Genomic DNA, 24,364 nt, shown 5'->3' on the forward strand with positions numbered 1-24,364 from the left:
AGTTCCAAAGGCAAAGAGGCACGGGGTACAAAAAATCAAGGATAAATCAATGACATTTAAACCATCCATGGCGTTTAGAGCCAAGGCCAAAGCCGGGGAGGCGATGGTAGAGGCCTTTCTTAAAAAAAACGGTAAGCGGTTGGGGGCGAGCCTTCATACCCACCAGGGACCGCCACTGATGGCGTGGTCCAAAATCGGATCGGACAAAAAAGAGACCCTGGTCCTGATTCATGGTTTCGGAGACAGAAAAGAAAGTTTTTATTTTATTGCAGAATTTTTAAAAGAACGGTTGAATCTTGTCATACCGGATTTGCCGGGATTTGGAAATTCCGGTATGGACCCGGACCTTGTCTATGGTTTGGATAATTATATTGATTGGCTGGACCGGTTTATTGAACAAACCGGTCTGGACACTTTTCACCTTGCCGGCTGTTCCATGGGGGGCGCCATTGCCGCAAAGCTTGCTGCCCAATTCCCTTCCAGAGTCAAAACCCTGTCTTTGGTGGGATCAGCCGGTTTTTACCTGCCTGGTAAACCCTCTATTTATGATGAGGTTATTGCCGGGTCCAATATTTTTTACATCAGTTCTCCCGGGGATTTTGAAACGTTACAATCCAGAATTTTTAGAAAAAGTCCGCCGCTTCCGACTTGTGTCAAGGAGTATATGATTTTAAAGGCCATGGGTGACCGGAAGTGGCTTGCCAAAATATTTGATGAACTAGTGGACATGGATTCAATACAGTCCGGCAAAATATCTTTGGAGCAAGCCTCTTTAAATCATCTTTGCAAAGATATTACCATGCCGGTCATGCTGTTCTGGGGGCGCCACGATTCTCTTCTACCTTGCGAAACAGCGCCGTTTGTAGAAGAATTGCTTCCCAGGGCACAGGTTCATATCTATGAGGAATATGGACATGTCCCCCACTTGGAAGGCCCCAGACAATTGGCCGGGGATATGTTAGATTTTATATACGGGTCAGCGTCTTGAGTAAGGCACATGATCGGAATAAAATATTCCAAAATATGGTTTAGAATTTTCGTTTGTATTCAAGGCGTGGGCAACGGGAGCATATTAAATATATGTAGCCATTGACACAACGAAGAAGACGGATGAAAAGGCAAACCATATGGAAGGTTTTATTTGGAACTTGGCCTAAGGCCAGCCATCTGAAAAAAATTTAAGGCATGGCCTGCAAGCCATACTTATCAAGGAGAAAGGAATATGAAATCCTCACCTGACAGCAGCCCCAGAGAATACCCTGCCCGCCCTGCCCTTGCCGTGGGTGCGGTTGTATTCAAAGACAACAGGGTATTGCTGGTCAAACGGGGCAATCCCCCGGCCAGAGGCCTTTGGGCAATCCCGGGGGGCAGTGTGGAATTGGGAGAAACCCTTAAAACGGCGGCGGAAAGGGAGGTTCTCGAGGAAACCGGAATTATCATCAAGGCCGGGGAACCCATATTCTCATTTGAATTCATTCACCGGGATGACAAGGATCAGGTCAGGTTTCATTATTATATTGTGGATCTTGCGGCAAGTTATATCAGTGGAGAGCCCACTCCCGGAGATGATGCCCTGGATGTCGGGTGGATCTCCAAAGGCGAACTTGGTCACCTTAACGTTAATCCCTCAACCCTTAAGCTTCTTCACCAAACCTTCGACTTCGGATAACAGCCATGGGCTGACCTGGCCTATCAAAACCCAGGTCCAACCCACAACAAAGTATAAATCAATTCAGAGAGTTATTATATATTTTATGTAAAATTTATGTTTCCCAAAGAGATAGCAGTTCGGGTAAAAATTTACCCCCGGGCCCGTCAAGGACAATCCCCCGGTCGTGCCGGGCGGCAAACTGTCTAAAGGGATTATCGCTGGGATTGATGTCCACAATGACGGCTTCAGGATTTCTGGCCACCATCGTGCCGATTTGCATGGGAAGGTTGGTGGCCCCGGCCGTGCCCACGACCAAGAGAAGATCCGTGGACGTAGCCCATGCCATGGCGGATTCGGCCTTGTACCAGGTTTCGTTGTAGCATTCGTCAAACCAGAGGACATGGGGGCGAGTAATACTGCCGCACCTGGAGCAGGTCAGCAGCTTTTTTTCTTCTTCGGTGACGGGTTCGTCTTTTTTCTTATCCCTTATGCCCGTTGGGAAGTCAAAAAGCCTTGGGGTACATTCTCCTGAACACCGTGTATAATTGAGGTTCCCGTGAATTTGAAAGGTTCGTTCAAGGCTGTTTCCGGCCCGCAAATGAAGACCGTCCACATTTTGAGTGACCAGACGGAATTTGTCTTTGAAAATTTCTTCCATTTGGACAATGGCGTGGTGGCCTGGATTGGGTTCTGCATTTTTACACACGGTATGCCGGTAAAGGTACCAGGCCCATACTTCCCAAGGATTTTCGGTAAACATGCTGTGGGTAGCCATCTGTTCGGGTCGGTACTCTCTTGACCCCACAGTCCAATACCCTTCAGGCCCCCGAAATGTGGGGATTCCGCTTTCAGCTGAAATTCCGGCCCCGGTTAAAACGGTGATCCGTTTATTGTTATCTTTAAACGGCTCAAGCAGTCTGGTTGTGTCCATTTTTCTGCCTCCTTGTTTGTGTCAATTGATAAACGTGATGCAATTACGTTTCTATTAACAGCCATGGGCTGACCTGGTCTATCGACACCCAGACTCGACCCATAACAAAAGTTGGAAGATCCGTGTAGAGTACATAGACTTTTTTATAACGGCCATGGCGACCTGGTTTTGCATCGAGGTTAGGCCACAACAAATCATGAAAGAAACTAAGCGGTTAGTTCAGTTCTTTCCTATAAAAAAAAATCAATCAAGTGGCGGATTGTAACTCATCCCGGATTTTCATTAATATTTTACCCGTGACATTGGCACCGATACCCCAGAAATCGTCCGCAGCCGAATGATCATACAGTATGCCGTTACTGCGTTTAAGTATGTCCGCCAGATCGGGGTGTTGATCAAATCGGGCTCGGATGGCGTGCTCCATGACAGAAACCTTTATCTGTTCCCAATCCTCTCGAATTTTAAATTCTCGGGTTTGACCAATGGCAGCACATAGAAATGGATTTGAGCACTCTTTGATTTTCGTAATGATCGCTTCGTCAGTGAATTTTGATGCTTGAAAAAATTGTTCAGCAGAGTGCCAGGTAAATGAGTCAATTGTAATAGGAATGGCAGCTAAATTCGAATATATATCTTCCTCAATCATTGTTTAGTTTTATCCTCCATTTGTACAAGTGCTGAAAACGGTTTTTTCCAAAATCTTTTGCCTTCGGAATGAGTCCGAAAGAACTTAACCTGGGAGCGCGGGCGTCTTGGATATGGCCAAAATAGGCAAGTGCTTTAATCTGCGGTCCTTAGTTGCTGTTTTTCACAGTAACGATAGCGTATCATACATGCCGGTTGCAACTTATTTCCATTCGCACCGCCACCGGGCATAGCGCATGTCTGTTGTCACTTCGATGGTGTAAGTACCCGGACCAAGTGTCAGTGAGCCTGACAGCCCCACCCGGGTTTGTGCCGCCAGTTCTCCGTCGGCAAAAAAGGCCCGGACAAAATAGCGCTGCTCCCCTTTTTTGTATGGGTCTTCGAACTTCAAGACAACCCCTTGGCTTGCCAAAAGTTCCCATTTACCGGGTTGCCCGGGTTTCAGCGACCCATGGGCAAGGCCCCACTGACAACCCATGCTGCCGGAAATCTTTTTGGCCCGGTCGGTCCTGGGAATATCCGGTGCCTGGTTCGGAAGATCCATACCATAGCCCGAACAGGCTGTGTAGGTCCGGCCATCCATAATAAAAAAGTCTTTGAGCCGGATAGCCTTGTCAATCCCGCCCCATACATTGGTCCGGGTCAGGCGGTTTCTGTCTTGCCGCTGCCAGGTCTCCACAGCCCCGTCGGCCCAGTGGATGGTGACCTGATCCCCCCGGCACTCCCAGTAAAACCGGTTCCGCTTTTTTCCGTAAAGATGATTGGGCATCAGGTGAACCCGGGTGTCCCGGGATGCAAAATCCCACAATCCATAGTAGCTGCAACATACCCCGCTATGCCCATCGCCGGCAGCTCCGGAGATGTCGGTCTCGTCATGGTCCGACGACGGTTTTGGTGCATGGGACCCTGAGAAACGAAGGCTTGTGACACTGGTATATATGGTTTCCCGGTACCTGGCCGCCTCGTCTTCGGCGTACACACCAAAAATCGCAAAGGCCTGGCCGCTGCTGTGGGTATACAAGGTAACAGCATGCAGCAACGTGCCGTTGTAACGGCCTGAATATTCCCGAATGATGCCGGGATTCCCGTCCACATGGACAGGCTTTGATGATATCCGATTCCGGAGGAACGCCTTTCCCCGGCTGCGCATGGCCTGTTCCATGCTGTCGGCAATAGCCTGGGTTCTGATTTGGCTGCTTCGGACGGCATATACTTCAATAAAGGCGTCGTTATCGGGCGCCATAACCTGCTGTTTAAGATCATTATTCAGACTGTCGGTCCTGTTGTGCCAATGGAGCGGGGAGGTAATTTGAAAACTCGTATTCCGGGCTGCGACCTGTCCGGTGAAAAGAAAGAAGCAACAGAGGATGACCGCAGCAGAAACACGGCCCAGGGCACTCAACATAAGTTCAGGTCTGAATGGATAACAATGCGGTCCCTGCCGGTGCTTTTAGCCTGATACATGGCTTTATCGGCCCGGGTGATCACCTCATTTCCGGTTTCGCCAAGTTTATACTGGGCAATCCCCATGGATGCCTTGATCTGTCCGATGCGCTTGCCGGAATCCTTGAGGGTCCACTCTTTTTTACATAGAAGCGTTCTAATTTTTTCAGACACAGCATACGCACCTTCAACATTTGTTTCTGGCAGGAGAATCAAAAACTCTTCCCCACCATATCGTGCAGCCAGATCATTGCGGCGTACCAGATTGGAAAATATATCGGCAAACCCTTTAAGCAGGCTGTCCCCCACAAGGTGCCCAAAGGTATCATTCACGGCTTTGAAATGGTCAATATCCAACATAATCACGGAAAAAGGCGAGTTATTCTGGCGGGCCCGGATTCGTTCTATTTCCAGTCTTTTTTCAAGTCCTCTGCGGTTGGTCAGTCCGGTCAGGGAATCTGTCCTGGCTTCCTTTTGGGAGACTTCAAGCTCTTTGTGGAGCTGCTTTAGATCCTCGGACGACACCTTCATCCGTGTTTGCAGGCGTGCCCCCGACTGGAGAATGGCTTTGGTTGTATCCAGCATCTGGTTTATGATATTTTTCACATCGTCATAATCGTGGATGTCCGTCATCTGATCTGCCAGGCTGTCAAGGGCCTGGCCATGGGTGGAAAGGTCTCCTTCTGTTTCCACCACATAGGTGGTTATCTCGCGCAGCATCAGGTTCAGTTTGGTTAAAAGACGTGAAATAACCACCCGGTCCCCATCGGATATAAATTTTTGATAAAGGGCTTCAACATGATTGTTGTTTAAAGGTAGTTTCTTTTCAAGGATCCGGTCAATGGCTTGTCTTAGTTTGAGGTTTTTCCCGGAAGCGTACTCGTACCAAACCGTATAATTTACAGGGGTTGCTGATAGGTTGTGTTGTGCTAAAAAGCCAAGGGTTAGTCTTAAAAATTCCCCTGCCTGGGAATTGGATTCGCTGTAGTTCATATCCCTTGTAATTCCTTTTATTGGGGTATGGAAGGCGAACTTATGTCATAAAGTCCAGACCTTGTCGACAAAATAATTATATAGAGTACTGTTTCAGAAAAGCAACAAACTACATATCAAATTTACATGATGATCAGCAAGTTTAATTCATATCACTCGATTATCGAGTATCAAATTTTTCCCAGCTGTCCGCATCCGGCACTGACGGACCTGCCCCTGCTCCATCTTTTGATCACAAACACCCCTTTATCGGTGAGCGTTTGGGCAAAGTCATGCATCTGTTCATCACTAGGGCTTTGATGGTCAAAACCGGTTACAGGGTTATAGGGAATCAGATTTAGACGCACGGATAACGGATGGATGAAGCGGGCCAGTGCCTGGGCATGGTCCATTGAGTCGTTTACCCCTTTGATTAAAATATATTCAAAAAGAAAGACACCCCTTGAAGACAGGGGATACGCTTCAAGACTTTTTTTCAACGCAGCAAGGGGCCAGCGCCGGTTCACCGGCATCAGGGCTGACCGGGTGGCATCGTCCGGCCCGTTTATGGAAACTGCCAGGCGGAGATTGGGCAGATTCATTTGTGACAGGCGCTCAATCCCCGGCACCACGCCGCAGGTGGAGATGGTCATATGGCGCAGGGCAATGTCGCATCCTTTCTGGCTGTTAAGCACTTCGACCGCAGTCATTACCGCATCAAAATTGTCAAAAGGTTCTCCCATGCCCATAAATACAATATTTTTTATATCATAGCCAAGCAGATGCCGGGCATTAAACACCTGGCCCACAATTTCCGACGTTGATAGGCTACGCTTAAATCCCATGCGGGCGGTCTGGCAGAATTTGCACCCCATTTTGCACCCCACCTGGCTTGAGACGCAAAGGGTATTGTGCCGGGTCATGGGGATGACCACGGATTCAATTTTCAGACCGTCGGTAAGCCGGGTGATGAACTTGACCAGTTCATCCTCCTTGAATGTCTCTTCCACTTTTCCGGATACCGGCACAAGCGCTTTTTCAAGTTCAGTCCAAAATTTTAAAGAGTTCTTGAATTCCGGGGCATTGCCAATATTTTTGCCGCCGTTTTTAAACACTTCCCGGTAGAGCGCTTCGGCATGAAACAGCCCCTTGCCGTAGTCATTTCGCAGCGTCCGGGTCAACTGATCCAAAGGCAGCCCAAAGATATCAATAATACGTTCCATGGCGAAGATATATCACAGGCCCGGGAATTTGCCTATGACGGAGAATCCCATACGGGAAAACGGGATAAGTCCCTGGGCAAAGCCGGAAAAAACGGCTGGGCCGTTGTGGATACGAAACAAGTTTGGGAAGTTATATCTCTTTTTGAAAAATAATCAAGCGGTTGGCATCCGGGCATAATCCTGATATTTTACAAGGCACAGTGACGGTGCAGACCCTGGTGAACCCAGAGATGTGCACCACCATTCCAAATAAGGGGGTGTTTTGAAAAAAAGCCTGATGGTCCTGACGATACTGATTGCAGGCGTCCTTGGATACCGGTTTTGGGTCGGGGAGAAAGCGTATGAAATAAAAAATATTCCCATAACCGTGTCGCGCGTTGTCTGTTTCGGCAACAGCCTAACCCGGGGATACGGTGCCACCCAAGGAATGGATTATCCAGCCCGGCTGGAAGAAATGACCGGCATTGAGATTATCAATTCCGGAGTGTCGGGAAATACCACGGCCGCTGGGCTGGCTCGGCTCGAAGATGATGTGCTTACCTTTGAACCGGATGTAGTACTGATCACCTTGGGGGGTAATGATTTGAAAAACCGGGTGAGCGTGGATACGGCCCGTACCAATTTGATCCGTATTATTCAGCGCATTCAAGCTGCCGGGGCCATGGTGGTTCTGGGGGGTATAGATATTCCCCTGTATGGCAAAGGATATGCGAAAATGTATGAATCACTTGCCAGGCAGACCGGTTCGGTGCTGATTCCCAATATCCTTGAAGATATATTCGGCAACCCCGAATTAATGAGTGACTCCATCCATCCCAATGACAAGGGATATGAGATTATGGCCGGATATTTTTATAAGGCCCTGGACGGGCTACCGTTCGTTATGAATTAGGCCTGGGGGAAGATAAATACCATGATTGAATTTAAGTAGTCCTTTATATCTTTTGGTGCATCCCTCACAGATGGATCATAAAAGACTACAGTGTGCATGGTGAAAAGAGCTCTTCGCATGTGTTTTGCTGGTGAGGGGATTCAAAAGGAGACAGAGATGAAATCATTAATAAAAAATTCATCAAATTTACAGCCAAATATTGAAATTTTCGGTCTAAGTGGAAGTCCAAGAATTAATGGTAATTCTGATATTCTGCTGAAAAATATAATATCTGGTGTTAATCAGGAAAACGTGACTTCTGATTATCTGAATTTAACAAAAGTGCAATTTCAGGGATGTATCGGGTGCGAGAAATGCCGAAAAGACCAAATATGTACAGGCTTAGTCGATGGAATGTCTGTTATCTATAACAAAATAATTTCATCTAAAGGTCTTGTTCTGGTATCCCCAACACATAATTATAATGTTACATCTTGGATGAAAGCGTTTATTGATCGCCTTTATTGTTTTTATCATTTTGAAAATGATCGTCCAAGAAGCTGGTCAAGTCAATTTTCAAATCAAGGTCGAAAAGCTGTCATTGCTGCAATATGTGAACAAGAATCCATTGACGATATGGGATTCACTTTAGCGGCTATGAAAAAACCACTTACAGCACTCGGTTATGAAATCATAGGGGAACTATCTGTCTTTAAAATTTTCGATAAAGCGAAGGTTAAGGATGATAAAGAGGCTATGGAAAAGGCATATCAATTGGGCAGAGATTTGGCCTGTGCTATAAAATGAAAATCTCATTGCCGAAGCCTGTTGATCAAACACTTAGGACCGCAGATTAAATAACTTGATTCCACAGGTTCATATTCAATTGGAATGCGGCTTTCAACTTTGGGGGCAATTTGCTGAGCTACCATGCAAATGTTTTAAGCACCTCTTGTCTGATTACCGGGTGGGTGGCAATATCAACAGGCTGTTAGCCTCGATCCAGGGGCGGTATATTTTCCCTTGGTAGTTCATTTTATTATCCTTTTCCTTGGTCGATGCCAGGTACCCTCAGCCGATTCAGAAAATGATATCCGAATATCTATCTTGAAGTTCAAATGCATTTGGGGACAGGCCTTATCCCTGCCTTTGAAAAAGGAGATCTGGATATAGTGGTTGCCATGCCTTAAACGGTTGATACATTGAATTTTTGCATCATACCTGATAAATATAATGGCCTAAATTTTTAAGAGGATACACAATGCATTACGAAGGTACGGTTATCAGGCCTCCCAGCGAGGCAGACAGTATACTGCTCCAGGTCACATTGGGCTGCTCCCATAATAAATGTACCTTTTGCGGGACCTATCGGGGAAAACGGTTTGACATCAAAAAAGATGATGTGATTTTTGAAGACATCGAATTTGCCGGGAAGCACTGCCGTCGACAGAATCGCTTATTTCTGTGTGACGGAGACGCCTTGGTTATTCCCATGCGACGCCTGGTCCCCATCCTTGAAAGGATCCGGGATCGGTTGCCTTGGGTGGAGCGGGTGGGCGTTTATGCCAACGCCAAAAGCATCAAAATGAAAACCGATGAAGAGCTGGCCCGGCTTCGCAAGCTTGGACTCAAGATCGCCTACATGGGCCTTGAATCTGGTGATGATAAGGTGCTTGAAGCCATCCGTAAGGGTGCGGATGCAGATACAATGATCACCATGGGGAAAAAGCTTAAAAAGGCCGGTATCAAAGTCTCGGTGACGGTGCTGCTTGGGCTTGGTGGCCGCAAGGGGTCTTTGGACCATGCCCGGGAGACCGGCAGGGTGCTTACGGCCATGGACCCTGACTTTGTCGGTGCTTTAAGCCTGATGCTCATCCCCGGCACAGAACTGCATGACCAGTATGAAAAAGGCGAATTTCAGTTGCCCGGAGCAGAGGAGATGCTCACCGAACTTGGGGCCATGATTGCCGCCACCAACCTGACGGACGGCCTTTTTCATGCCAACCATGCATCCAATTATTTACCCATACGGGCACATCTGCCCCAGGACAAAGAAAAAACCCTTGCGCTTATATCCCAGGCCCTGGACGGCAAAGTTCCGTTGAAACCCGAATATATGAGAGCTTTATAATTTTTTAGACTATTTACAGGAGAGATATCCATGGCTGATGCCGAAAACAACAACCAAGACCAGCTCACCGTCAACACCATCCGTGCCCTTTGTATGGACATGGTCCAGAAAGCCAACTCCGGACATCCCGGAGCGCCCATGGGCCTGGCACCTGCCGCCTATGTGGTTTTCAAACACTTTTTAAAACAGAATCCGGCTAATCCGTCCTGGGTCGACCGGGACCGTTTTGTTCTGTCCGGCGGGCATGCCTCTTCTTTGTTGTATTCTCTTTTATATTTATTTGGTTACGGGCTGACCCTGGATGACTTAAAGCAGTTCAGACAATGGGGCTCCAAAACCCCGGGACATCCTGAATATGGTGATACCGCAGGTGTGGAAACCACCACCGGCCCCCTTGGACAGGGCGTGGCCAATGCCGTGGGCATGGCCATTGCCGAACGTCATATGGCGGATCGGTTCAACAAGGATGAGCAGAGTCTGATTGATCATTACACCTACGCCATCTGCGGCGACGGGGATCTCATGGAAGGGGTGGCCCAGGAGGCCGTTTCCCTGGCAGGGCATCTGGGGCTTGGCCGTTTGATCCTCATTTATGATGACAATGAAATCACCATTGAAGGTAAAACCAGCATCTCATTCACTGAAAATATCAAGGCCAAATTTGACGCTCTGAACTGGCATGTGGTTGAAGTGGCGGACGGCAACGATCTTAATGCCATTGAAAAAGCGATTCATTCAGCCAAAGATGCCGTTTCCAGGCCCTCGTTGATTAAAATTTCCACCCACATTGCCTATGGCAGTCCCAGTAAACAGGATTCACCGGATGCCCACGGTTCACCCCTGGGTGAAGAAGAGATCAAGGTGGTAAAAAAATTCTACGGCCTGCCCGAAGATAAGGATTTTTATGTGCCTGATGAAGTTCTGGAAGACACACGTAAGGCACTTGCATATGGGGAACAATATGAAAAAAACTGGCAGGAAGTGTTCACAAAATTTAAGGGCCTGTATCCCGAAGAAGCCAATCTGTTTGTGGATGCCATCACAGGATTTTTAACCAATGGATGGGACAAGGATATCCCTGTGTTCAAGCCCGAGGATGGACCTGTGGCCACACGGGCTGCCTCTGGCACGGTGCTCAATGCCATCGCGCCCAAACTGCCGGCTTTGATGGGCGGATCTGCCGACCTTGCACCTTCGAACAAAACGTACATGACCTGTGCCGAGGAATTCCAGAAAGACGCGTGGGCCGGCAGAAACATTCGCTTCGGCGTCCGGGAGCATGCCATGGGCGCCATCATGAATGGCATGTACCTGCATGGCGGGGTCCGGCCTTTTGGCGGTACATTCCTGGTCTTTGCCGACTACATGCGGCCGGCCATCCGGTTGGCCTCCCTGATGCGTCTGCCCATCATCTATGTGTTTACCCATGACTCCGTGGCTGTGGGCGAAGACGGTCCCACCCACCAGCCCGTGGAGCATGTGGCATCGCTGCGGGCGATTCCCGATCTTACCGTGATCCGTCCGGCAGATGCCAATGAAACGGCTTTTGCCTGGAAAAAGGCTCTGGGTACCCTGAACAGCCCCACGGCTCTGATTCTTTCCCGGCAGAAACTGCCCACCCTGGATCTGTCCAACTCAGACGGAGACATGATATGGGGCGGATACACCGTAAAAAGTGCGGGTAAGACCCCTGATATGCTTATCATTGCCACGGGTTCGGAGGTTCACATCAGCGTGGCCGCCGCAGACATTTTGGAAAAAGAGCACAACATCAAGGCGTCCGTGGTCTCTCTGCTCTCCTGGGAACTGTTTGAAAAAGCCTCTCCGGCATATAAAGCAAGAATTTTTCCTGCCACTGTCACCAAACGGCTGACCGTTGAAGCAGGTATTTCCATGGGTTGGGAAAAATATGCTGGCAGCCAGGGCAAAAGCATCAGCATTGAGCGGTTCGGCGCATCAGCACCCGGTGGAACGGTACTCAAAGAGTTTGGTTTTTCCGTGGACAACATCGTACAAACCGCCCTGGAAATGTAACGCGACCGAGGATCAAAAGGGGAACCGAACAGATGCAGTTTTCAATTAAAACCGGGGCCAGGACCCAGATGATCGATATTACCGACCAGGTCCGGGACATCGTCAGGCAGTCCGGCATCAGCAACGGACTTGTGCATGTGTTTTCCATGCACACCACAGGGGCTGTGACCATTAATGAAAATGCGGACCCGGCAGTGCCTGTGGATATTTTATCCTGCATCAATAAAGTGGTCCCCTTTGATGACAACTTTACACATATGGAAGGCAATTCAGCGGCCCACATAAAGGTCAGCTTGTTCGGGCCGTCTGAAAGTGTTGCCCTTGAAAATGGAAATCTGGTTCTGGGAACCTGGCAAAGTCTTTTTTTCTGCGAGTTTGACGGGCCCAGAACCCGAAAAATTAATGTGACAATTCTTGGCACATAAAGCCGTTTCGACGATCTTGGTGAGACTTTTGAAAAAGGATTGCGATTAAGGGGCAAAAATAAATTTGCCCCTTTCTTTAAACACTGCATTTTGCATCTATCTATAACCGAATGGCGACAACAGGAAATTAATAGGTGGTGTTGTAATTTCTAAAGAAACAAATGAAATAGCATGGCTGGCAGTATCACAACGATATCGTAGAAAAAGTTATGGTCGAAAATTGATCAAATTCGCTATTGGCAACTTGAATCTCCGGGAAAACATATTTGTTCAGACCTTTGATAAATCTGTATCTGAAGAAAAATCTGCAAGACATTTATATTGGAACTTTGGTTTTACTGACATCCAAGATGGTGGTCTAAATCCCGCAGGGGTGCCGACCGTAATAATGCAATTAAAAGAGACAAAGCCTATATGAGCATAACCCGGGCATTAAGGGTGACGGCAAAAAGTCGCCGCGCCCTTATACCTGCCGTTTCTTTTTCAGTTTACAGAAAACGAAAGAAGAAAATAATATAATTATAACAGAGGAAAATAAGTGTACTTATCACAGGAAATAAATCTTACCAACACAACACAGGCGGAAGAAGCAACTATATTATGGGCAAATCTTTCTCATACCGTACAAAAATCAAATCTCAAACAAGCCATTGAGAAAACGGAATTGAATCAGATGTATTATGAAAACAAGGGACGGGAAAAGAGTGTTCAGACATGTGAAACGATCATCAGAATATTGAAAACGAAACTTGAAGAAATTGAACCATAAAATGATCAAATTTCTATTAAAAAAAATGGCTGTGTTCCCTTTAAGTGCTGAAAATCAATTAAAGGGAACATAGCCTTTTTAAATGATGAAATTCTTGGAAGAAAATCTTCTGGCCCACCTCCAGCGCCCGGAATTTGCAGAGTTGTATGCTGCTTTAAAAAAACGCAGCTACCCCAAGGGAGCTTTTATTTGCCAGCCCGAAAATGATGAAAATCAGATTTTTATCGTGGCTGAGGGCCGGGCCAGAGTATATCTTGGGTACGAAGATAAAGAATTTAATATCGGCATTCTGTCCAAAGGCGATATCTACTCTGCGCACACACGTGCTTTTGTGCAGTCGCTGGATAAGATTGACATTCTGACCGCAGATGTTGAAACATTCAGACAGAAGATGCTGGATGATCCGGAAGTGGCAAAAGCTATGATTGGCATACTGGGCAGTATGCTGAAAAATTCATTTACTATTATTGAAAACCTGATCTTCAAAGATGTCAACAGTCGCCTGGTTGGACTTTTGGTGAACGAGGCCCAAAAGCACGGTATCCCTTCTGCAGAAGGGGGTATGATCATTAAAATTGACCTTTCAGTTGAACAGATTGCTTTTCTGGTGGGGTCTACACGCCAGACGGTCTCTACTTTTTTAAATCAACTTTCCCGACAGGCAGTGATCAAAAAATTGGGACGGGGTAAGTTTTATATTTCAGATCTTGCCGCCCTGGAAGCCTTAAAATCCACCTAATCTGTGTAATGATAGGGATTCGAAAAAAATGAATTCCACAAATTTTGCGTTTCCCTAATTCTTCCCCGTCTATGAAAGTTCAAATAACAGCCATGGGCTGACGTGGTCTATCAATACCAAGGCTCAACCCACAACAAAGCATGAAACTAATTCAGTAACTTATTGGAACTTTTACATAAACGGCCATGGCTGTTTTATGAAAAGGGTGAAAAAATGCCGCCGCAGCGATCACACCAGTTCAGAGCCAGGCGTTTTTCGTGTATCTTCGCATTAATCAGGTCTGCTGTATTTCCAGGTCCCTTTTCCATCGTAAAAATGTTTCCAATACTTCCTGTCTGTTTTTGATTCCGTCCCGGTGCAATCGTAGCAACAGGTAAATCCAAAAGTTTCACGCCGGCTCGCTGGGCTACCTCATTGTAAAAATAAACCATTTCGGGTTCATCTACCCGGTTGATATGCAGAATCGGTTGTACGCCTATGAAATCGCAGAATTCAGATACACCGTCCCCTGCATATTGAAACAGGTCGGAGGGTATTCTCGCTGCCGGGGTGGTCTCTATTCTTTTGCACCCGGATATTGTTATCAGGATGTCATGCTGGATCAATTCCCGGATTAATTGGATGTACGCAGAATCGTCTCGGTGTCTATGGTGCGGGGTGTCGATGATGTCGACTACGCCGCGGACCCTTCCAAATTTTAGCGATTTAAAAAATAGATCCAAGGATTGATATAGGAAGGCCCAGGACTTTTGAGTTAATGGCGTTGAGATTGGAATTAAAGATTCTCCTATGATATCAGATAGCTGTTCTGATGGGTGTACTTCTTTGTTCATGGTTTCCCTCCGGGTTTTTCTACGCATTGCGTTTATTTGCATTTCTTAAAAAATATAAATGGAAAACCAATCTGTCTGTCAGCTGCCTGACAAAAAAGGAAAAAATGAATGAATTACCGGCGATTGGTCTAAATATAGAGCCAAAAAACAGCCTGGCGGCTCTTCAAAATAAAAAATGGTTGATTAAAATAATCGTAAAATATTTTATTTCCATTAAGATTGTGTTAGTATGCTGAATTATTTCGGTTTATTTTCAACGGATACACAAGGCCTAAGGCATAATAATGAACCCAAAACAGGCGACATTGGATTCTTTCTCTATTGTGGAGACAGAAAAAGAAATCAATATTCATGGCCAGGTTGCATATAAATTTAGTGACCCTTACCGGTCACTTTTTTTGCTGCTTTTTCTTTGTCATGCTCCGGTTGTTCTTATTTGGCTGAAAATTATTCCCTTTGAATACCGATTTTTCGCTGTCTTCTGCTCGCTGGCCGCACTTACCTGTTTTTATTTCTATCGGCAGTACAGCCTTGCTGAGTTGGGTTTTCGAATCGATAATCTGAAAAGTTCCCTGGTCTGGAATTTGTTTTTCTGTGTTGTTGGAGGCATCGGGCTGGTCTTAATGCACAGGGCTGGTTTTTTGAGGCCAAAATCTCAGAATTATTTTCCCCATGTATATCTGTTTTATTTTTTTTTCCTGGGGCCTGTCCAGGAGCTAATCTTCAGGGCCATTTTATTTTCGGAAATCAAGCGGATTCCGGGCTTGGGAAACCGCTTTTTTTTATTCATATCCACCTTTTCTTTCTGCCTTCTTCATATCATTTACAATCATCCGCCCCTGCTCGTTATTGCTCTGATCAGCGGGTTGGCCTGGGGAATCATATTCATCAAAAAACCTAATATCTGGGGGATCGCGCTTTCTCACTCCCTTCTGGGAACCCTGGCCATGGTTCTGCACCTGATCTAACCCATATATTTCATGCCATTTTACGTGGCTACTTGGATGAAAACTAATCTTTGTCGATTTGCTGCCCGATTTTCAAGGCATCCATGGCATCATTGATCCATGCGTTCACACTGCCGACCAGCATGGGGTTTACAGTATGGCCATGGGCGGTAAAGCGGGTGCAGAAGAGGTTGACTCTCGATTGTTTTGCAACCATCTCCGATAGCGGGGTCGTCTCCTGGCGAGTGGCTGGAAAACCGTGTATATAGATCACCGAGAAAGTGTTCTGGGTATGGTTCTTTCCTGCCTTCTTGTTCGTCCCGGTTCCCGGTAATGTATGGCTGTAAAAAATATGACGATTGGATACCAGAATTTTTTTTGTCAACCAAGAATGATGGTCCTGTAAAAAGTCGGTGTTAAAAAAATACCACTTTAGAGTCCGTAATACCAGGTTGATATTTTGGACAATTCAATTCGGAAAAATAAGCTCATTTCATCCGAAATCGCTTTTTGGCATGCCCCAAGCGGGGAGATTCACTCTAAAGTGGCTATCCTCTTCTTGTATTATGCATAACTGATTACCTTTCGGGCAACAGTTGCCCTAAAGATGTTGATTCCGACCGCTTTCATAGTAGCAGCGAAACGAACGGATTTCATTCCTCGGTATCTTAATCTTTTTAAACCGGTACGCCGATCAAGTTCCGACATAGTAGCTTCCACTCCGGCACGCCATCGATATTGAGATTTAAATTCGTCTGTCTGTTCATGCTGCCTTCTTTGGGCGATCCTTGCCGACTTTGCTGAGTATCGATAGTAAGCATATTTTTTACCGGGCTTGACCGGACAATTTTGCAGAGACGGACAATTCATACAGGTATCAAGATGAACCGCTTGAATGAACCGCTCTGCCTTCTGATCACCCTTCCTTGTCTTATGGGTAGGTGCGTGACCCTCGGGGCACTCAATGATGTGACCATCATCAACAAGATTAAAGTCGGAAAGACTGAATTTATCTTTTGATGTAGTTCCCATGGTAGGAGCAACAAGATCAATCCCTTCAGATTGTGCAGCTTGGTGATTTTCATCGCTCCCATAGAGTGAATCTGCCTGGATCTCTTTTGGGCAAAGATTTCGTTCTTGGATGGATTCCATGATTGGAATAAAGGCCTTGGCATCACTCACTGAGGCAGGCTCTACCTCTATAGCGGTGATTAAATTTAAGGTCTTTGCCTTTTCATTTTCATCCTCTGTTTTGGTAAAGGTTTCTGTCTGATCAACGACAATTATTTTTTCCCCTCGTATTGCCTCATGAATAAATCATACCATACCTGATTTGTTGCCTCACGAATAATGTTACCGACAAGAGGGTATTATTTCTGGGTTATTATTCAATTTTTAACATACTGACTTCTGTATTAAAATCAAACTTTTTTATTACGTTGCCTTTTTGTATTTTCAGGTTGATATGAAGTGGACCCAATGTCAAGACCGATTTTGACTTTTTTTAAGTTACATTTTTCTATAATCCTTTGTCAAATTTGATGATAACGACCTTCTTTCTTGCCAGATTACCCTTGCTATTTTGATTTCTATCCCGCTATCTCGTGTTTCAGCAGCTTTTTTCCTTCAAATCCCACGCCCCTAAAAAGGGATAAGCGGAGCGAGTCAATGTTTTTTTCGGAGGGTCCGAAAATCTTTTTTTCCTTCCAGGGCTTTTTTCGGTGAAGTATGATTTTGGTTAAACCATGGCATTTGTAAGCGGCCAAGGGAAAAAGATTTTTGGAAACCGAAAAAAACATTGACTCGTGTAGTGCTCCCTTAAAAAAGGGGCTGGTATTTGAAGGTAAAAAGCATATTAAACCAAGCCTTTCTGTTTTGACCTGGGCCTAATCCGGAGCGCAGCGGAGTCCAGTTGCTTTCAGATTCTAAATCTGAAACCCCCGGTAGGGTCCCCCTGAAGGGGTCGCACCATAGTGCGAAACAAATATTCCGTAGGGCTGCCAAGGGTATCAGTCTTTCTTCATTTTTCTGGTTGATACTTAAAACCGGCTTCAATCAATATACTAAAGTTTCCTGTAAATTTATCGAGTTTTTTGCTATGCAACCATGCGTAGCAGGATTTTGACGAAAGATTTTTGTGGGGTTTGCGCTGGCACAGGGCAAACACTATAAAAATCAGAACTCAATGCCGCCTCCGCAATTATCCGCCGCACATCAGAAAATGCAAATCCGGCTCGTCCCCGAATTTTATATCTTCGATCGGGTGCATTTTCCAACCGGTCAGCATAGATCCATGTCAGCGTTGTGGACATCATGCAGAAGTTAAGGTGATTCAGTACGGCTTCCGAATTCCGAACTTGTGATTTTGAACTGCCAATCTCCTGCTTAATTTCTTTAAATCCTGATTCAATTTTCCAGCGCGCGCCATAATATTCTATAATTTGCTCAACCGAAAGCCTCATATCTGTGGTCATGAGGGCAACGTACCGTGTTTTTCGATAAACCCAGACAACCCGCACCCTACACTTCATCGTCTTCAGCATAACGGTTTGTGAATACGCCAGCACTTCCCTTTTTTTGCCGTAGAGAAAAACCCTATAACTCTGGGAGTTCTCCTTCAACCTCCCTGCACAATCATCCACAGAACCCAAACGTAGGCCATACTTTCGTGGACGGCCAGCCTTAGGTGTTCCTGTAGCGACAGGTGCAAAATCATACAGAATAATATTTGTTCGCATACGAGAAAGCAGGTGGAAAGAGCCTTCATTTCTACGATCCAACCTGGACCAGAGGCCATTGTTGCCAAACCAGCTATCTGTCACAATCAACACCGGTTGCTTATAGTAATTTCGAATATCCGTTATCATTGTGGCCGCCTGTGCCATTTTGTCTTCAAAATGAAGAACCTCTCCTTTCCGTGTGGCAGTCGCAGATTCTGCCTCAATGTCCTTTTTCATCATATAAAATCGAAAATCAAGAGGCAGGCAGGCCCATCTGGATTTTATTTTTTTCAATAATCCTACTGCCAGAATACACTGTGACCATGGATACGAACTTTGGTTAGACTTTGAGGCATGGTTGTGAAAATATGCGCAACCAAAAATTTTTTTTCCACTCTTTGGGTTTATGGAATCATCCAGTACTAGCAGAATTCGTTCTTTTACAGCTGGTGACGGAATCATTCCCCACATCGTATGCCATAGTCCTTTCCATGGTAATGTTGGGCTTGCCATGAAGGCATAAAAGCGCTGACTTTTCAGCTTTAAACCAAATAGAGTTTGCAGGGCACGTAACAGGTTAGAGGTGATTGATGATGTAAATGGAACCAACACAGCCAATAGCGTGTATACAAACCAGACCTTCCGTTTCTGTCCCTGAACAGTATTAGAAAATACAGCTTGCAGAGGTAATAGCAAATCACGTAATATAAACATGGTAGGTCGCTCCTTTTTTGGTATAATTTCAATTAATTAGCCAATTAAAATATACCATAGGAGCGCCTACCTTCCAAGATCTATTTATCGCTTATTTTAAATAAATTCAGTATGTTATTTCAACAAACCGTTTAAGTTTGGCATGAAAAATGAAACTCAATTTCCATGCCAACTGCATCTTGAGGCTTTCTCAAACCGATTCTAATTTTCAGGAAACTTCAGTCAATATAGATTCCAAAACTATCCCAACCTCACCTCTTCTTTTGAGCTCATCAAGCATCTACTGCTGAATTCGAGCGTTCACGCGAACTCGCTTTAGATGTGCCGGCAACTTCGGTTTTAGTTTTCCTCTATATCCGCCACGCATATCCTCTCCTTTTTAATATAAATGCTTCAAGAGTGTCGCCAATTCAGCGCTTTAGATAACTGTAATACGCTTTACAAAAAAAATAGGTGATTTTTGCATAAAAAATGACAGTTTATCATCCCTTTGATATTAAAGGGGATTTTCCACTAAGCCGGCCCTGTCATGTGTTACGATGATGCTTTCTGATGGTACAGGATGAATATCATCATCTTTTTTTTTCATTATTTTAGCACCATAGCACTGACATTGTTTATATAGTTCCAAACGTACCGTTATTATACAGTAAGCTTTCCCTTTTCCATTTTTTGGGTATCCACTGTTATAGCTTTGAGGTCCCCGATTCTGGTATCTTCAGCCAAAGGATTACGTTTTAAAAGATTATCATCATATGTAATAATGGCTTTTTCCCTCCAGGCTTTGACCCGCCGCTGTAAAGTCCTCAGCTGCCCCTTTGTGTATTGTCCTGGATATTTTTCCTGAAGTTTTGAAAGCATTGATTTGGCGGTCTTTTCAGGATCATTCTCCAACCATGAACAGACCTCATCCCAAGCATCTTCAAAAGGATCCTTCCTGGTTCGCCACCAGTGCTTGGCACGCGGTTTTTCCGTTTTCCTATACTGCCTCCTTTTTATAATGCCAGGTTCTAAAATCAAATTGTCATTGTTTTTTTCAGTAGGCTCTTCCGTAGTTAATGGTAATTTAAAACCGTATAGAGGCTGCCTATCTTCATTTTTACCGGAGGAAGGTTGTTTCGCCAAAGTTACATGTTTCCACAGCGCATCCTGTAAAAACTGAATTTGCTTTAACAGAAGAACCGGATCCAAAGAATAGTTTACCAATTCCAGCTTTTCATTTGTTTCCTTTTGGATCTGGACGGCTTGTTTCAACCTTTGAAATGGGGTTTGTGCAGCATCATATGTTTTCTTTATTTTGCTGTTATCTCGCCATTTTTTTTTCAGCTTCATTGAAGGTTGGAAGAAATTCACATAAAGGCGTACTGCCCGATATAACTCAGAGAGTTGCATATAAGCATGGTGACCTTCAAAACGATCGTACCCGACTATCTGCCTTACAACTATTCCGTTTTTCTGCTCAACATAACACTGATCGTTTTTCTTATATGCTCTTCCCCTGGTAAAAGTTATCTTTTCTTTTTCGCAATAACGGATCAATTCAGTATTGATGAACTCAGTTCCGTTATCAGTATCAATCCCTAATATTGGAAAAGGTATCAATTCCTGGGCTTTATCCAAAGCATGAATAACAGCAGAACCACTGCGGTATGGTAGAGCAATACACTCGACCCAACCTGTGGCGATATCTGTCAAAACCAATGTATAAAGAAATTCTCCTTCCATGCTCCAGCCACAATGTGCTACCAGGTCAGCCTCAAAAAAACCAGGCTCATCTTCCTCCCAATCAGTAAATGTTCTTATCGGAATCTGATGTTTAAGAAGTTTTCCGGGTTTGGTTGTACTCATATTCAGGCCATTGTTTCTTATTGGTTTTAAAATTCGGTCAATCGTTGCGGGGCTTATTGAAATAAGTTGAGAACGGGTTTCGTCGTTAAGTTCAAGGTGTCCGTAACGTTCCAAAGTCGGCACCAGATCCTTCAAAAACGGGGCAAGCCTTTTTGAGGCGATATAGTTTGAAGCCGCCCAGGCAATTTTCAATGCTTCTTGAACGTCACTGTTATAAATTCTTGGCCGTGGCTTTTTAATTCTTCTCACAACCGGTAACTCTTTTAAAGACAGTAACCGGATTGCATATTTACGCGAGTATCCAGTTGCTAAAATGAATTCGTTCAAAATAACTGATTTGTGCTTCTTATTTTCTTCCCTATATCGGGGAGCAACATTTGCCAACAATTCTCTTTTTGCTTGAAAACTCATTAGTGACCTCACAATCTACCCTCCACATATTTTTATAATCTGTTTTGGGTAACATTATTCGTGAGGCAATAGATACAGTGCGGTTACATTTTGTGCGATTCAATGCGGGCGGGAATTATAATTGACGTTCATCACTGTCACCTGTGCCTGATATCCCTGTCCCTTGTGTCCACTATAGGTTGCGTCTGGATCTGAAGGGTTTTGAAGTGAATTTGAAGATATTTTCTTTGGGGGTTTAATGTCTACTTTTTGACCGCCCTGGGGATCGTTCACCAAATTACATTGTTCGTTCAGCACCCTTTCAAGCATCTTGTAACTGTACATCGTTTTTATATCAGGGCAGTCCTTAAACTGTTCTATCAGGTCATAAAGGTCTTTGCTGATTTCAATAAGAGCGTCTTTGAAGATTCAGAGGGCTTAACCAGGGAAAAACACGATAATGCTTTTTCTGATATGTACTTTCCAATGACATCGGTATTCACTGTGGCAAAATGCTTTGAATGACTGCGTTTTAAGTTCGCCAGAAATTTGTTGATACTGGTTGAGAAAATGCTGATTCTCCCCAGTCGGCGCATATTCGATTTGATATGCACAGAATCAATTCTCTGATTATCGGTATTCACCTGGAAGACTTTGGCAAGCTTATCCGTAGTTGCATTGAAAAGAGCGACATCAAGCTCGTTTTCAATCATTATCTGACGAAACGTCCACAGGGTTTTCAAACTCAAATATTTTGAAGCATCGGATTCTTCCGTTTAATTCAAGGCATAGTGCCATTGAATATTATATGACAATTGGGCGACAGCCTCTTCATTCGTCAAGTTATGGGTTTGCTGAAGCAACAAAATCCCGAGCATGGTGTATAGTTCTTTTGTCGGTCGTCCCATTGTTTTTGAGAAGAATGGTTTAACCAGGTCAACAGGAAGAGAACGAAGAATTTCTTGCTGAAAAAGGCCTGCCCAAGAATCATCCAACATTTTTCTGTGTTTGGAGCTTAAAAAGTCCCAAGGATCGAAAAGATGCATTTGTTTGTTCGAATCATTGATCAGCCCTAATGAATATTGATTTAATTGGGCTAATTATACAGAAATGCTCACCAAAAATCAACTACATATAATTAAATTTCTCTTTTAAAACAGCATATTACGTAAAAATACTTTTTGCGAGTCCATCAATTATAGCAGAGGAAAATAAGTGTACTTATCACAGAAAATGAACCTTACCAATACAACACAGGCGGAAGAAGCAACTATATTATGGGCAAATCTTTCTCATACCGTACAAAAATCAAATCTCAAACAAGCCATTGAGAAAACGGAATTGAATCAGATGTATTATGAAAATAAGGGACGGAAAAAGAGTGTTCAGACATGTGAAACGATCATCAGAATATTGAAAACGAAACTTAAAGAAGGGGAATTCTCAAGTGGGGATTTACGGTACCTCTACCGGTGCCGTGACCATTACGACGACTGACGTTGTAACCGCTGAGTCGAGCGGTATCTCAGGCATTGAACTCGGGTACGATTACAGCGGAGCAACTGCGACCAACGTTAACATCAGGGCCGGGATTCTGACTTTTGATATTAACTATAATGTCACTGGTGATGGTTCAACTGGAGAGGGCATCACCAATAATATCGCGGCCGTGTACGATTTATTCGGAGGGTTGATTATCGATATCGCAAACGGTGTGACTGTTTCTTCAGGCAATTCCGGCGGAGGAACAAGCGGATATGCAACGGGCGCGATTTACCTTTCTTCCGGTGCCAGCGGTACCGTGGGGGGGCGCCGTTTCTATTACCAATGCAGGCACCATTGTTTCCGGCCAGGGTGGTGACAACGGCAGTGCATATACCCCGGCTGCCATAGAGTTAGGGGCGTCGTCAAATTCCCTGGTGGAGTCCGTGGCCATTGTCAATTCCGGGGACATCACCGGCGGCCTAGGCGGTGTGGATATCGCTTCAGGAGGGAATAACGGGTCCGGCGGCATTTCCGTTAATTATACCACCTCGGCCTCCAGCATATATAATACCGGTGCTGGCGTTATTTCCGGAGGGGACGGACATGACGGGTCTGCATCAACCTCTTCCGGAATCGGTGGGGATGGTGGCTCCGGTGTTATCATCAGCGGTTCCGGATCCTTTACCATTAACAACGAAAATTCCATCACTGGCGGTACCGGGGCCAGCGGCGCTGTTAACAGTTCCACAAACTTGACAGCGGCCGGAGGCGGTGGCGGATATGGAATCAATATTTCTGGAACCACCGGGCTGACAGATGTGATCACCATCAACAATGCTGCCGGGGCTGCTATTTCATCCGGCTCCGCCGGGGTCGGCGCAGCAAACGGATCCGGTTCCATAGACGGAACAGACGGCTCTTCAGGCATCTATATCGGCAGTACGGCCACGGTGAATATTGTCAATGACTCGGGCGCTTCCATTGCCAGAGGCGTCGGCGGGGCCGGGGCCGGGGACACCGGCGCAGACGGCTATGCCCTGGAACTTGCCTCCAGTGCTTTGGTCAACATCGATAACGACGGCACCCTGACCGGCGGGATCTCCCTTTCCGGGGGGGGGGGCCATCCGGGTGCAGGGCAGTTCAACGGTAGGCGACATCATTATGAACGGTGGCAGCGCTTATATCGGCTATGATGAAAACGCGGATGTAGCCTTTGACGGTACGGTAGCTAAGATCACTGGCGGTACGGGAAGCGACAGTGTTTATATTTCCACCAACGGAACCGTGACAGGTGACATTGATTTAAGTTCCGGCAATACCATCCTGGCATTTACAGGAAGCGGGGCGACCATCGACGGCAACGTGACGGCAACAACCGGGGACGATACCATCGAAGCTAGTGCAGATACCACGATCGCGGGCCTTTTTGATCTTGGGGCCGGAGCAAACGGCATTTCCATCACCAATGGCGCCACCCTGACCCTGGATTTTTTGATTGCATCCTCGGGAACGCTTGATTTAAGCGTTGACGGGGAATTAGCGCAGAATACAGCTGATGATCTTGAATTCGTGAATCTTACCATCGCTTCCTGA

At 45.5% G+C, this 24,364-nt stretch carries 27 protein-coding genes; 15 read left to right on the top strand and 12 right to left on the bottom strand.

Going from position 1 to position 24,364, the window contains the following annotated elements; genetic code table 11:
* Positions 1 to 49 precede the first annotated feature (49 nt).
* A complete protein-coding gene (locus EYB58_RS05820; RefSeq protein ID WP_111957533.1) occupies positions 50 to 988 on the top strand; it encodes an alpha/beta fold hydrolase in 939 nt (312 codons plus the stop codon).
* Positions 989 to 1,222: 234 nt separating this feature from the next.
* The gene (locus EYB58_RS05825; RefSeq protein WP_111957535.1) at positions 1,223 to 1,669 is read left to right on the top strand and encodes an NUDIX hydrolase; all 447 of its coding nucleotides are present in this window, start codon (positions 1,223 to 1,225) and stop codon (positions 1,667 to 1,669) included.
* 94 nt (positions 1,670 to 1,763) lie between these two features.
* Here EYB58_RS05825 and EYB58_RS05830 read toward each other — a convergent pair whose 3' ends face one another.
* The 5 genes from EYB58_RS05830 to rlmN form a co-directional block, all read right to left on the bottom strand.
* Entirely contained in the window at positions 1,764 to 2,582 is an 819-nt protein-coding gene (locus EYB58_RS05830; RefSeq protein ID WP_111957537.1) for an SIR2 family NAD-dependent protein deacylase, read from the bottom strand.
* Between the two features lie 247 nt (positions 2,583 to 2,829).
* Positions 2,830 to 3,228, bottom strand: a complete 399-nt coding sequence (locus EYB58_RS05835) for an NADAR family protein (protein WP_111957539.1) — start codon at positions 3,226 to 3,228, stop codon at positions 2,830 to 2,832.
* 201 nt (positions 3,229 to 3,429) lie between these two features.
* Positions 3,430 to 4,632, bottom strand: a complete 1,203-nt coding sequence (locus EYB58_RS05840; protein WP_111957541.1) for a hypothetical protein — start codon at positions 4,630 to 4,632, stop codon at positions 3,430 to 3,432.
* Positions 4,626 to 5,663, bottom strand: a complete 1,038-nt coding sequence (locus EYB58_RS05845) for a GGDEF domain-containing protein (protein WP_111957543.1) — start codon at positions 5,661 to 5,663, stop codon at positions 4,626 to 4,628. The genes EYB58_RS05840 and EYB58_RS05845 overlap by 7 nt, the downstream gene beginning before the upstream one ends.
* Positions 5,664 to 5,833: 170 nt before the next feature.
* Positions 5,834 to 6,865, bottom strand: a complete 1,032-nt coding sequence (gene rlmN, locus EYB58_RS05850) for a dual-specificity RNA methyltransferase RlmN (protein ID WP_165477750.1) — start codon at positions 6,863 to 6,865, stop codon at positions 5,834 to 5,836.
* Between the two features lie 262 nt (positions 6,866 to 7,127).
* Between rlmN and EYB58_RS05855 the strand changes: the two genes are divergently transcribed.
* The 8 genes from EYB58_RS05855 (at position 7,128) to EYB58_RS05890 (ending at position 13,834) form a co-directional block, all read left to right on the top strand.
* Positions 7,128 to 7,757 (top strand): arylesterase, encoded by a 630-nt coding sequence (locus EYB58_RS05855; protein ID WP_111957547.1) that lies wholly within the window; start codon positions 7,128 to 7,130, stop codon positions 7,755 to 7,757.
* A gap of 156 nt (positions 7,758 to 7,913) precedes the next feature.
* On the top strand, positions 7,914 to 8,543 hold the full coding sequence (locus EYB58_RS05860; protein ID WP_111957577.1) for a flavodoxin family protein: 630 nt from the start codon (positions 7,914 to 7,916) through the stop codon (positions 8,541 to 8,543).
* Between the two features lie 454 nt (positions 8,544 to 8,997).
* The gene (locus EYB58_RS05865; protein WP_111957549.1) at positions 8,998 to 9,867 is read left to right on the top strand and encodes a radical SAM protein; all 870 of its coding nucleotides are present in this window, start codon (positions 8,998 to 9,000) and stop codon (positions 9,865 to 9,867) included.
* A gap of 30 nt (positions 9,868 to 9,897) precedes the next feature.
* The gene (gene tkt / locus EYB58_RS05870) at positions 9,898 to 11,901 is read left to right on the top strand and encodes a transketolase (RefSeq protein ID WP_111957551.1); all 2,004 of its coding nucleotides are present in this window, start codon (positions 9,898 to 9,900) and stop codon (positions 11,899 to 11,901) included.
* Between the two features lie 32 nt (positions 11,902 to 11,933).
* Positions 11,934 to 12,326, top strand: a complete 393-nt coding sequence (locus EYB58_RS05875) for a secondary thiamine-phosphate synthase enzyme YjbQ (RefSeq protein WP_111957553.1) — start codon at positions 11,934 to 11,936, stop codon at positions 12,324 to 12,326.
* A 130-nt stretch (positions 12,327 to 12,456) separates the two neighbouring features.
* Complete coding sequence (locus EYB58_RS24690) at positions 12,457 to 12,744, top strand: GNAT family N-acetyltransferase (RefSeq protein ID WP_111957555.1); 288 nt, start codon at positions 12,457 to 12,459, stop codon at positions 12,742 to 12,744.
* A gap of 120 nt (positions 12,745 to 12,864) precedes the next feature.
* Positions 12,865 to 13,095: a hypothetical protein gene (locus EYB58_RS05885; protein WP_111957557.1), complete on the top strand. Its 231-nt coding sequence runs from the start codon at positions 12,865 to 12,867 to the stop codon at positions 13,093 to 13,095.
* Between the two features lie 82 nt (positions 13,096 to 13,177).
* Positions 13,178 to 13,834, top strand: coding sequence for a Crp/Fnr family transcriptional regulator (locus tag EYB58_RS05890; RefSeq protein WP_111957559.1), 657 nt, complete (start codon positions 13,178 to 13,180; stop codon positions 13,832 to 13,834).
* A gap of 194 nt (positions 13,835 to 14,028) precedes the next feature.
* Here the strand turns inward: EYB58_RS05890 and EYB58_RS05895 are convergent, their stop codons facing one another.
* Positions 14,029 to 14,667 (bottom strand): anaerobic carbon-monoxide dehydrogenase catalytic subunit, encoded by a 639-nt coding sequence (locus EYB58_RS05895; protein ID WP_163354637.1) that lies wholly within the window; start codon positions 14,665 to 14,667, stop codon positions 14,029 to 14,031.
* Between the two features lie 104 nt (positions 14,668 to 14,771).
* Between EYB58_RS05895 and EYB58_RS24410 the strand changes: the two genes are divergently transcribed.
* Together EYB58_RS24410 and EYB58_RS05900 are read left to right on the top strand one after the other, a co-directional pair.
* Complete coding sequence (locus tag EYB58_RS24410) at positions 14,772 to 14,903, top strand: hypothetical protein (protein ID WP_278186367.1); 132 nt, start codon at positions 14,772 to 14,774, stop codon at positions 14,901 to 14,903.
* A 48-nt stretch (positions 14,904 to 14,951) separates the two neighbouring features.
* The gene (locus EYB58_RS05900) at positions 14,952 to 15,635 is read left to right on the top strand and encodes a CPBP family intramembrane glutamic endopeptidase (RefSeq protein WP_111957563.1); all 684 of its coding nucleotides are present in this window, start codon (positions 14,952 to 14,954) and stop codon (positions 15,633 to 15,635) included.
* Between the two features lie 43 nt (positions 15,636 to 15,678).
* Here the strand turns inward: EYB58_RS05900 and EYB58_RS05905 are convergent, their stop codons facing one another.
* The 6 genes from EYB58_RS05905 to EYB58_RS05930 all read right to left on the bottom strand — a co-directional run bounded on the left by EYB58_RS05905 (position 15,679) and on the right by EYB58_RS05930 (position 22,332).
* Positions 15,679 to 15,999 (bottom strand): hypothetical protein, encoded by a 321-nt coding sequence (locus EYB58_RS05905; RefSeq protein ID WP_111957565.1) that lies wholly within the window; start codon positions 15,997 to 15,999, stop codon positions 15,679 to 15,681.
* A gap of 179 nt (positions 16,000 to 16,178) precedes the next feature.
* A complete protein-coding gene (locus EYB58_RS05910) occupies positions 16,179 to 16,928 on the bottom strand; it encodes a transposase (RefSeq protein ID WP_111957567.1) in 750 nt (249 codons plus the stop codon).
* 782 nt (positions 16,929 to 17,710) lie between these two features.
* Positions 17,711 to 19,048 (bottom strand): IS701 family transposase, encoded by a 1,338-nt coding sequence (locus EYB58_RS05915; protein WP_111960851.1) that lies wholly within the window; start codon positions 19,046 to 19,048, stop codon positions 17,711 to 17,713.
* Positions 19,049 to 19,690: 642 nt separating this feature from the next.
* Positions 19,691 to 21,307 carry an integrase catalytic domain-containing protein gene (locus EYB58_RS05920; protein ID WP_111960835.1) on the bottom strand — a complete coding sequence of 539 codons (1,617 nt, stop codon included), beginning with the start codon at positions 21,305 to 21,307 and terminating at the stop codon, positions 19,691 to 19,693.
* Positions 21,308 to 21,666: 359 nt separating this feature from the next.
* Positions 21,667 to 21,999 (bottom strand): hypothetical protein, encoded by a 333-nt coding sequence (locus tag EYB58_RS05925; protein ID WP_131072016.1) that lies wholly within the window; start codon positions 21,997 to 21,999, stop codon positions 21,667 to 21,669.
* 63 nt (positions 22,000 to 22,062) lie between these two features.
* Positions 22,063 to 22,332, bottom strand: coding sequence for a transposase (locus EYB58_RS05930; RefSeq protein WP_111953898.1), 270 nt, complete (start codon positions 22,330 to 22,332; stop codon positions 22,063 to 22,065).
* 401 nt (positions 22,333 to 22,733) lie between these two features.
* Between EYB58_RS05930 and EYB58_RS05935 the strand changes: the two genes are divergently transcribed.
* Genes EYB58_RS05935 through EYB58_RS05945 form a run of 3 tightly spaced genes read left to right on the top strand, consistent with a single transcriptional unit; the run spans position 22,734 to position 24,364 of the window.
* A complete protein-coding gene (locus EYB58_RS05935; protein ID WP_131072017.1) occupies positions 22,734 to 23,147 on the top strand; it encodes a hypothetical protein in 414 nt (137 codons plus the stop codon).
* A complete protein-coding gene (locus EYB58_RS05940; RefSeq protein ID WP_111953902.1) occupies positions 23,044 to 23,964 on the top strand; it encodes a hypothetical protein in 921 nt (306 codons plus the stop codon). Before EYB58_RS05935 ends, EYB58_RS05940 begins: the two co-directional genes overlap by 104 nt.
* Positions 23,933 to 24,364, top strand: coding sequence for a hypothetical protein (locus EYB58_RS05945; RefSeq protein WP_111953904.1), 432 nt, complete (start codon positions 23,933 to 23,935; stop codon positions 24,362 to 24,364). The genes EYB58_RS05940 and EYB58_RS05945 overlap by 32 nt, the downstream gene beginning before the upstream one ends.

Source organism: Desulfobacter hydrogenophilus (assembly GCF_004319545.1).
Taxonomy (GTDB): Bacteria; Desulfobacterota; Desulfobacteria; order Desulfobacterales; family Desulfobacteraceae; genus Desulfobacter; species Desulfobacter hydrogenophilus.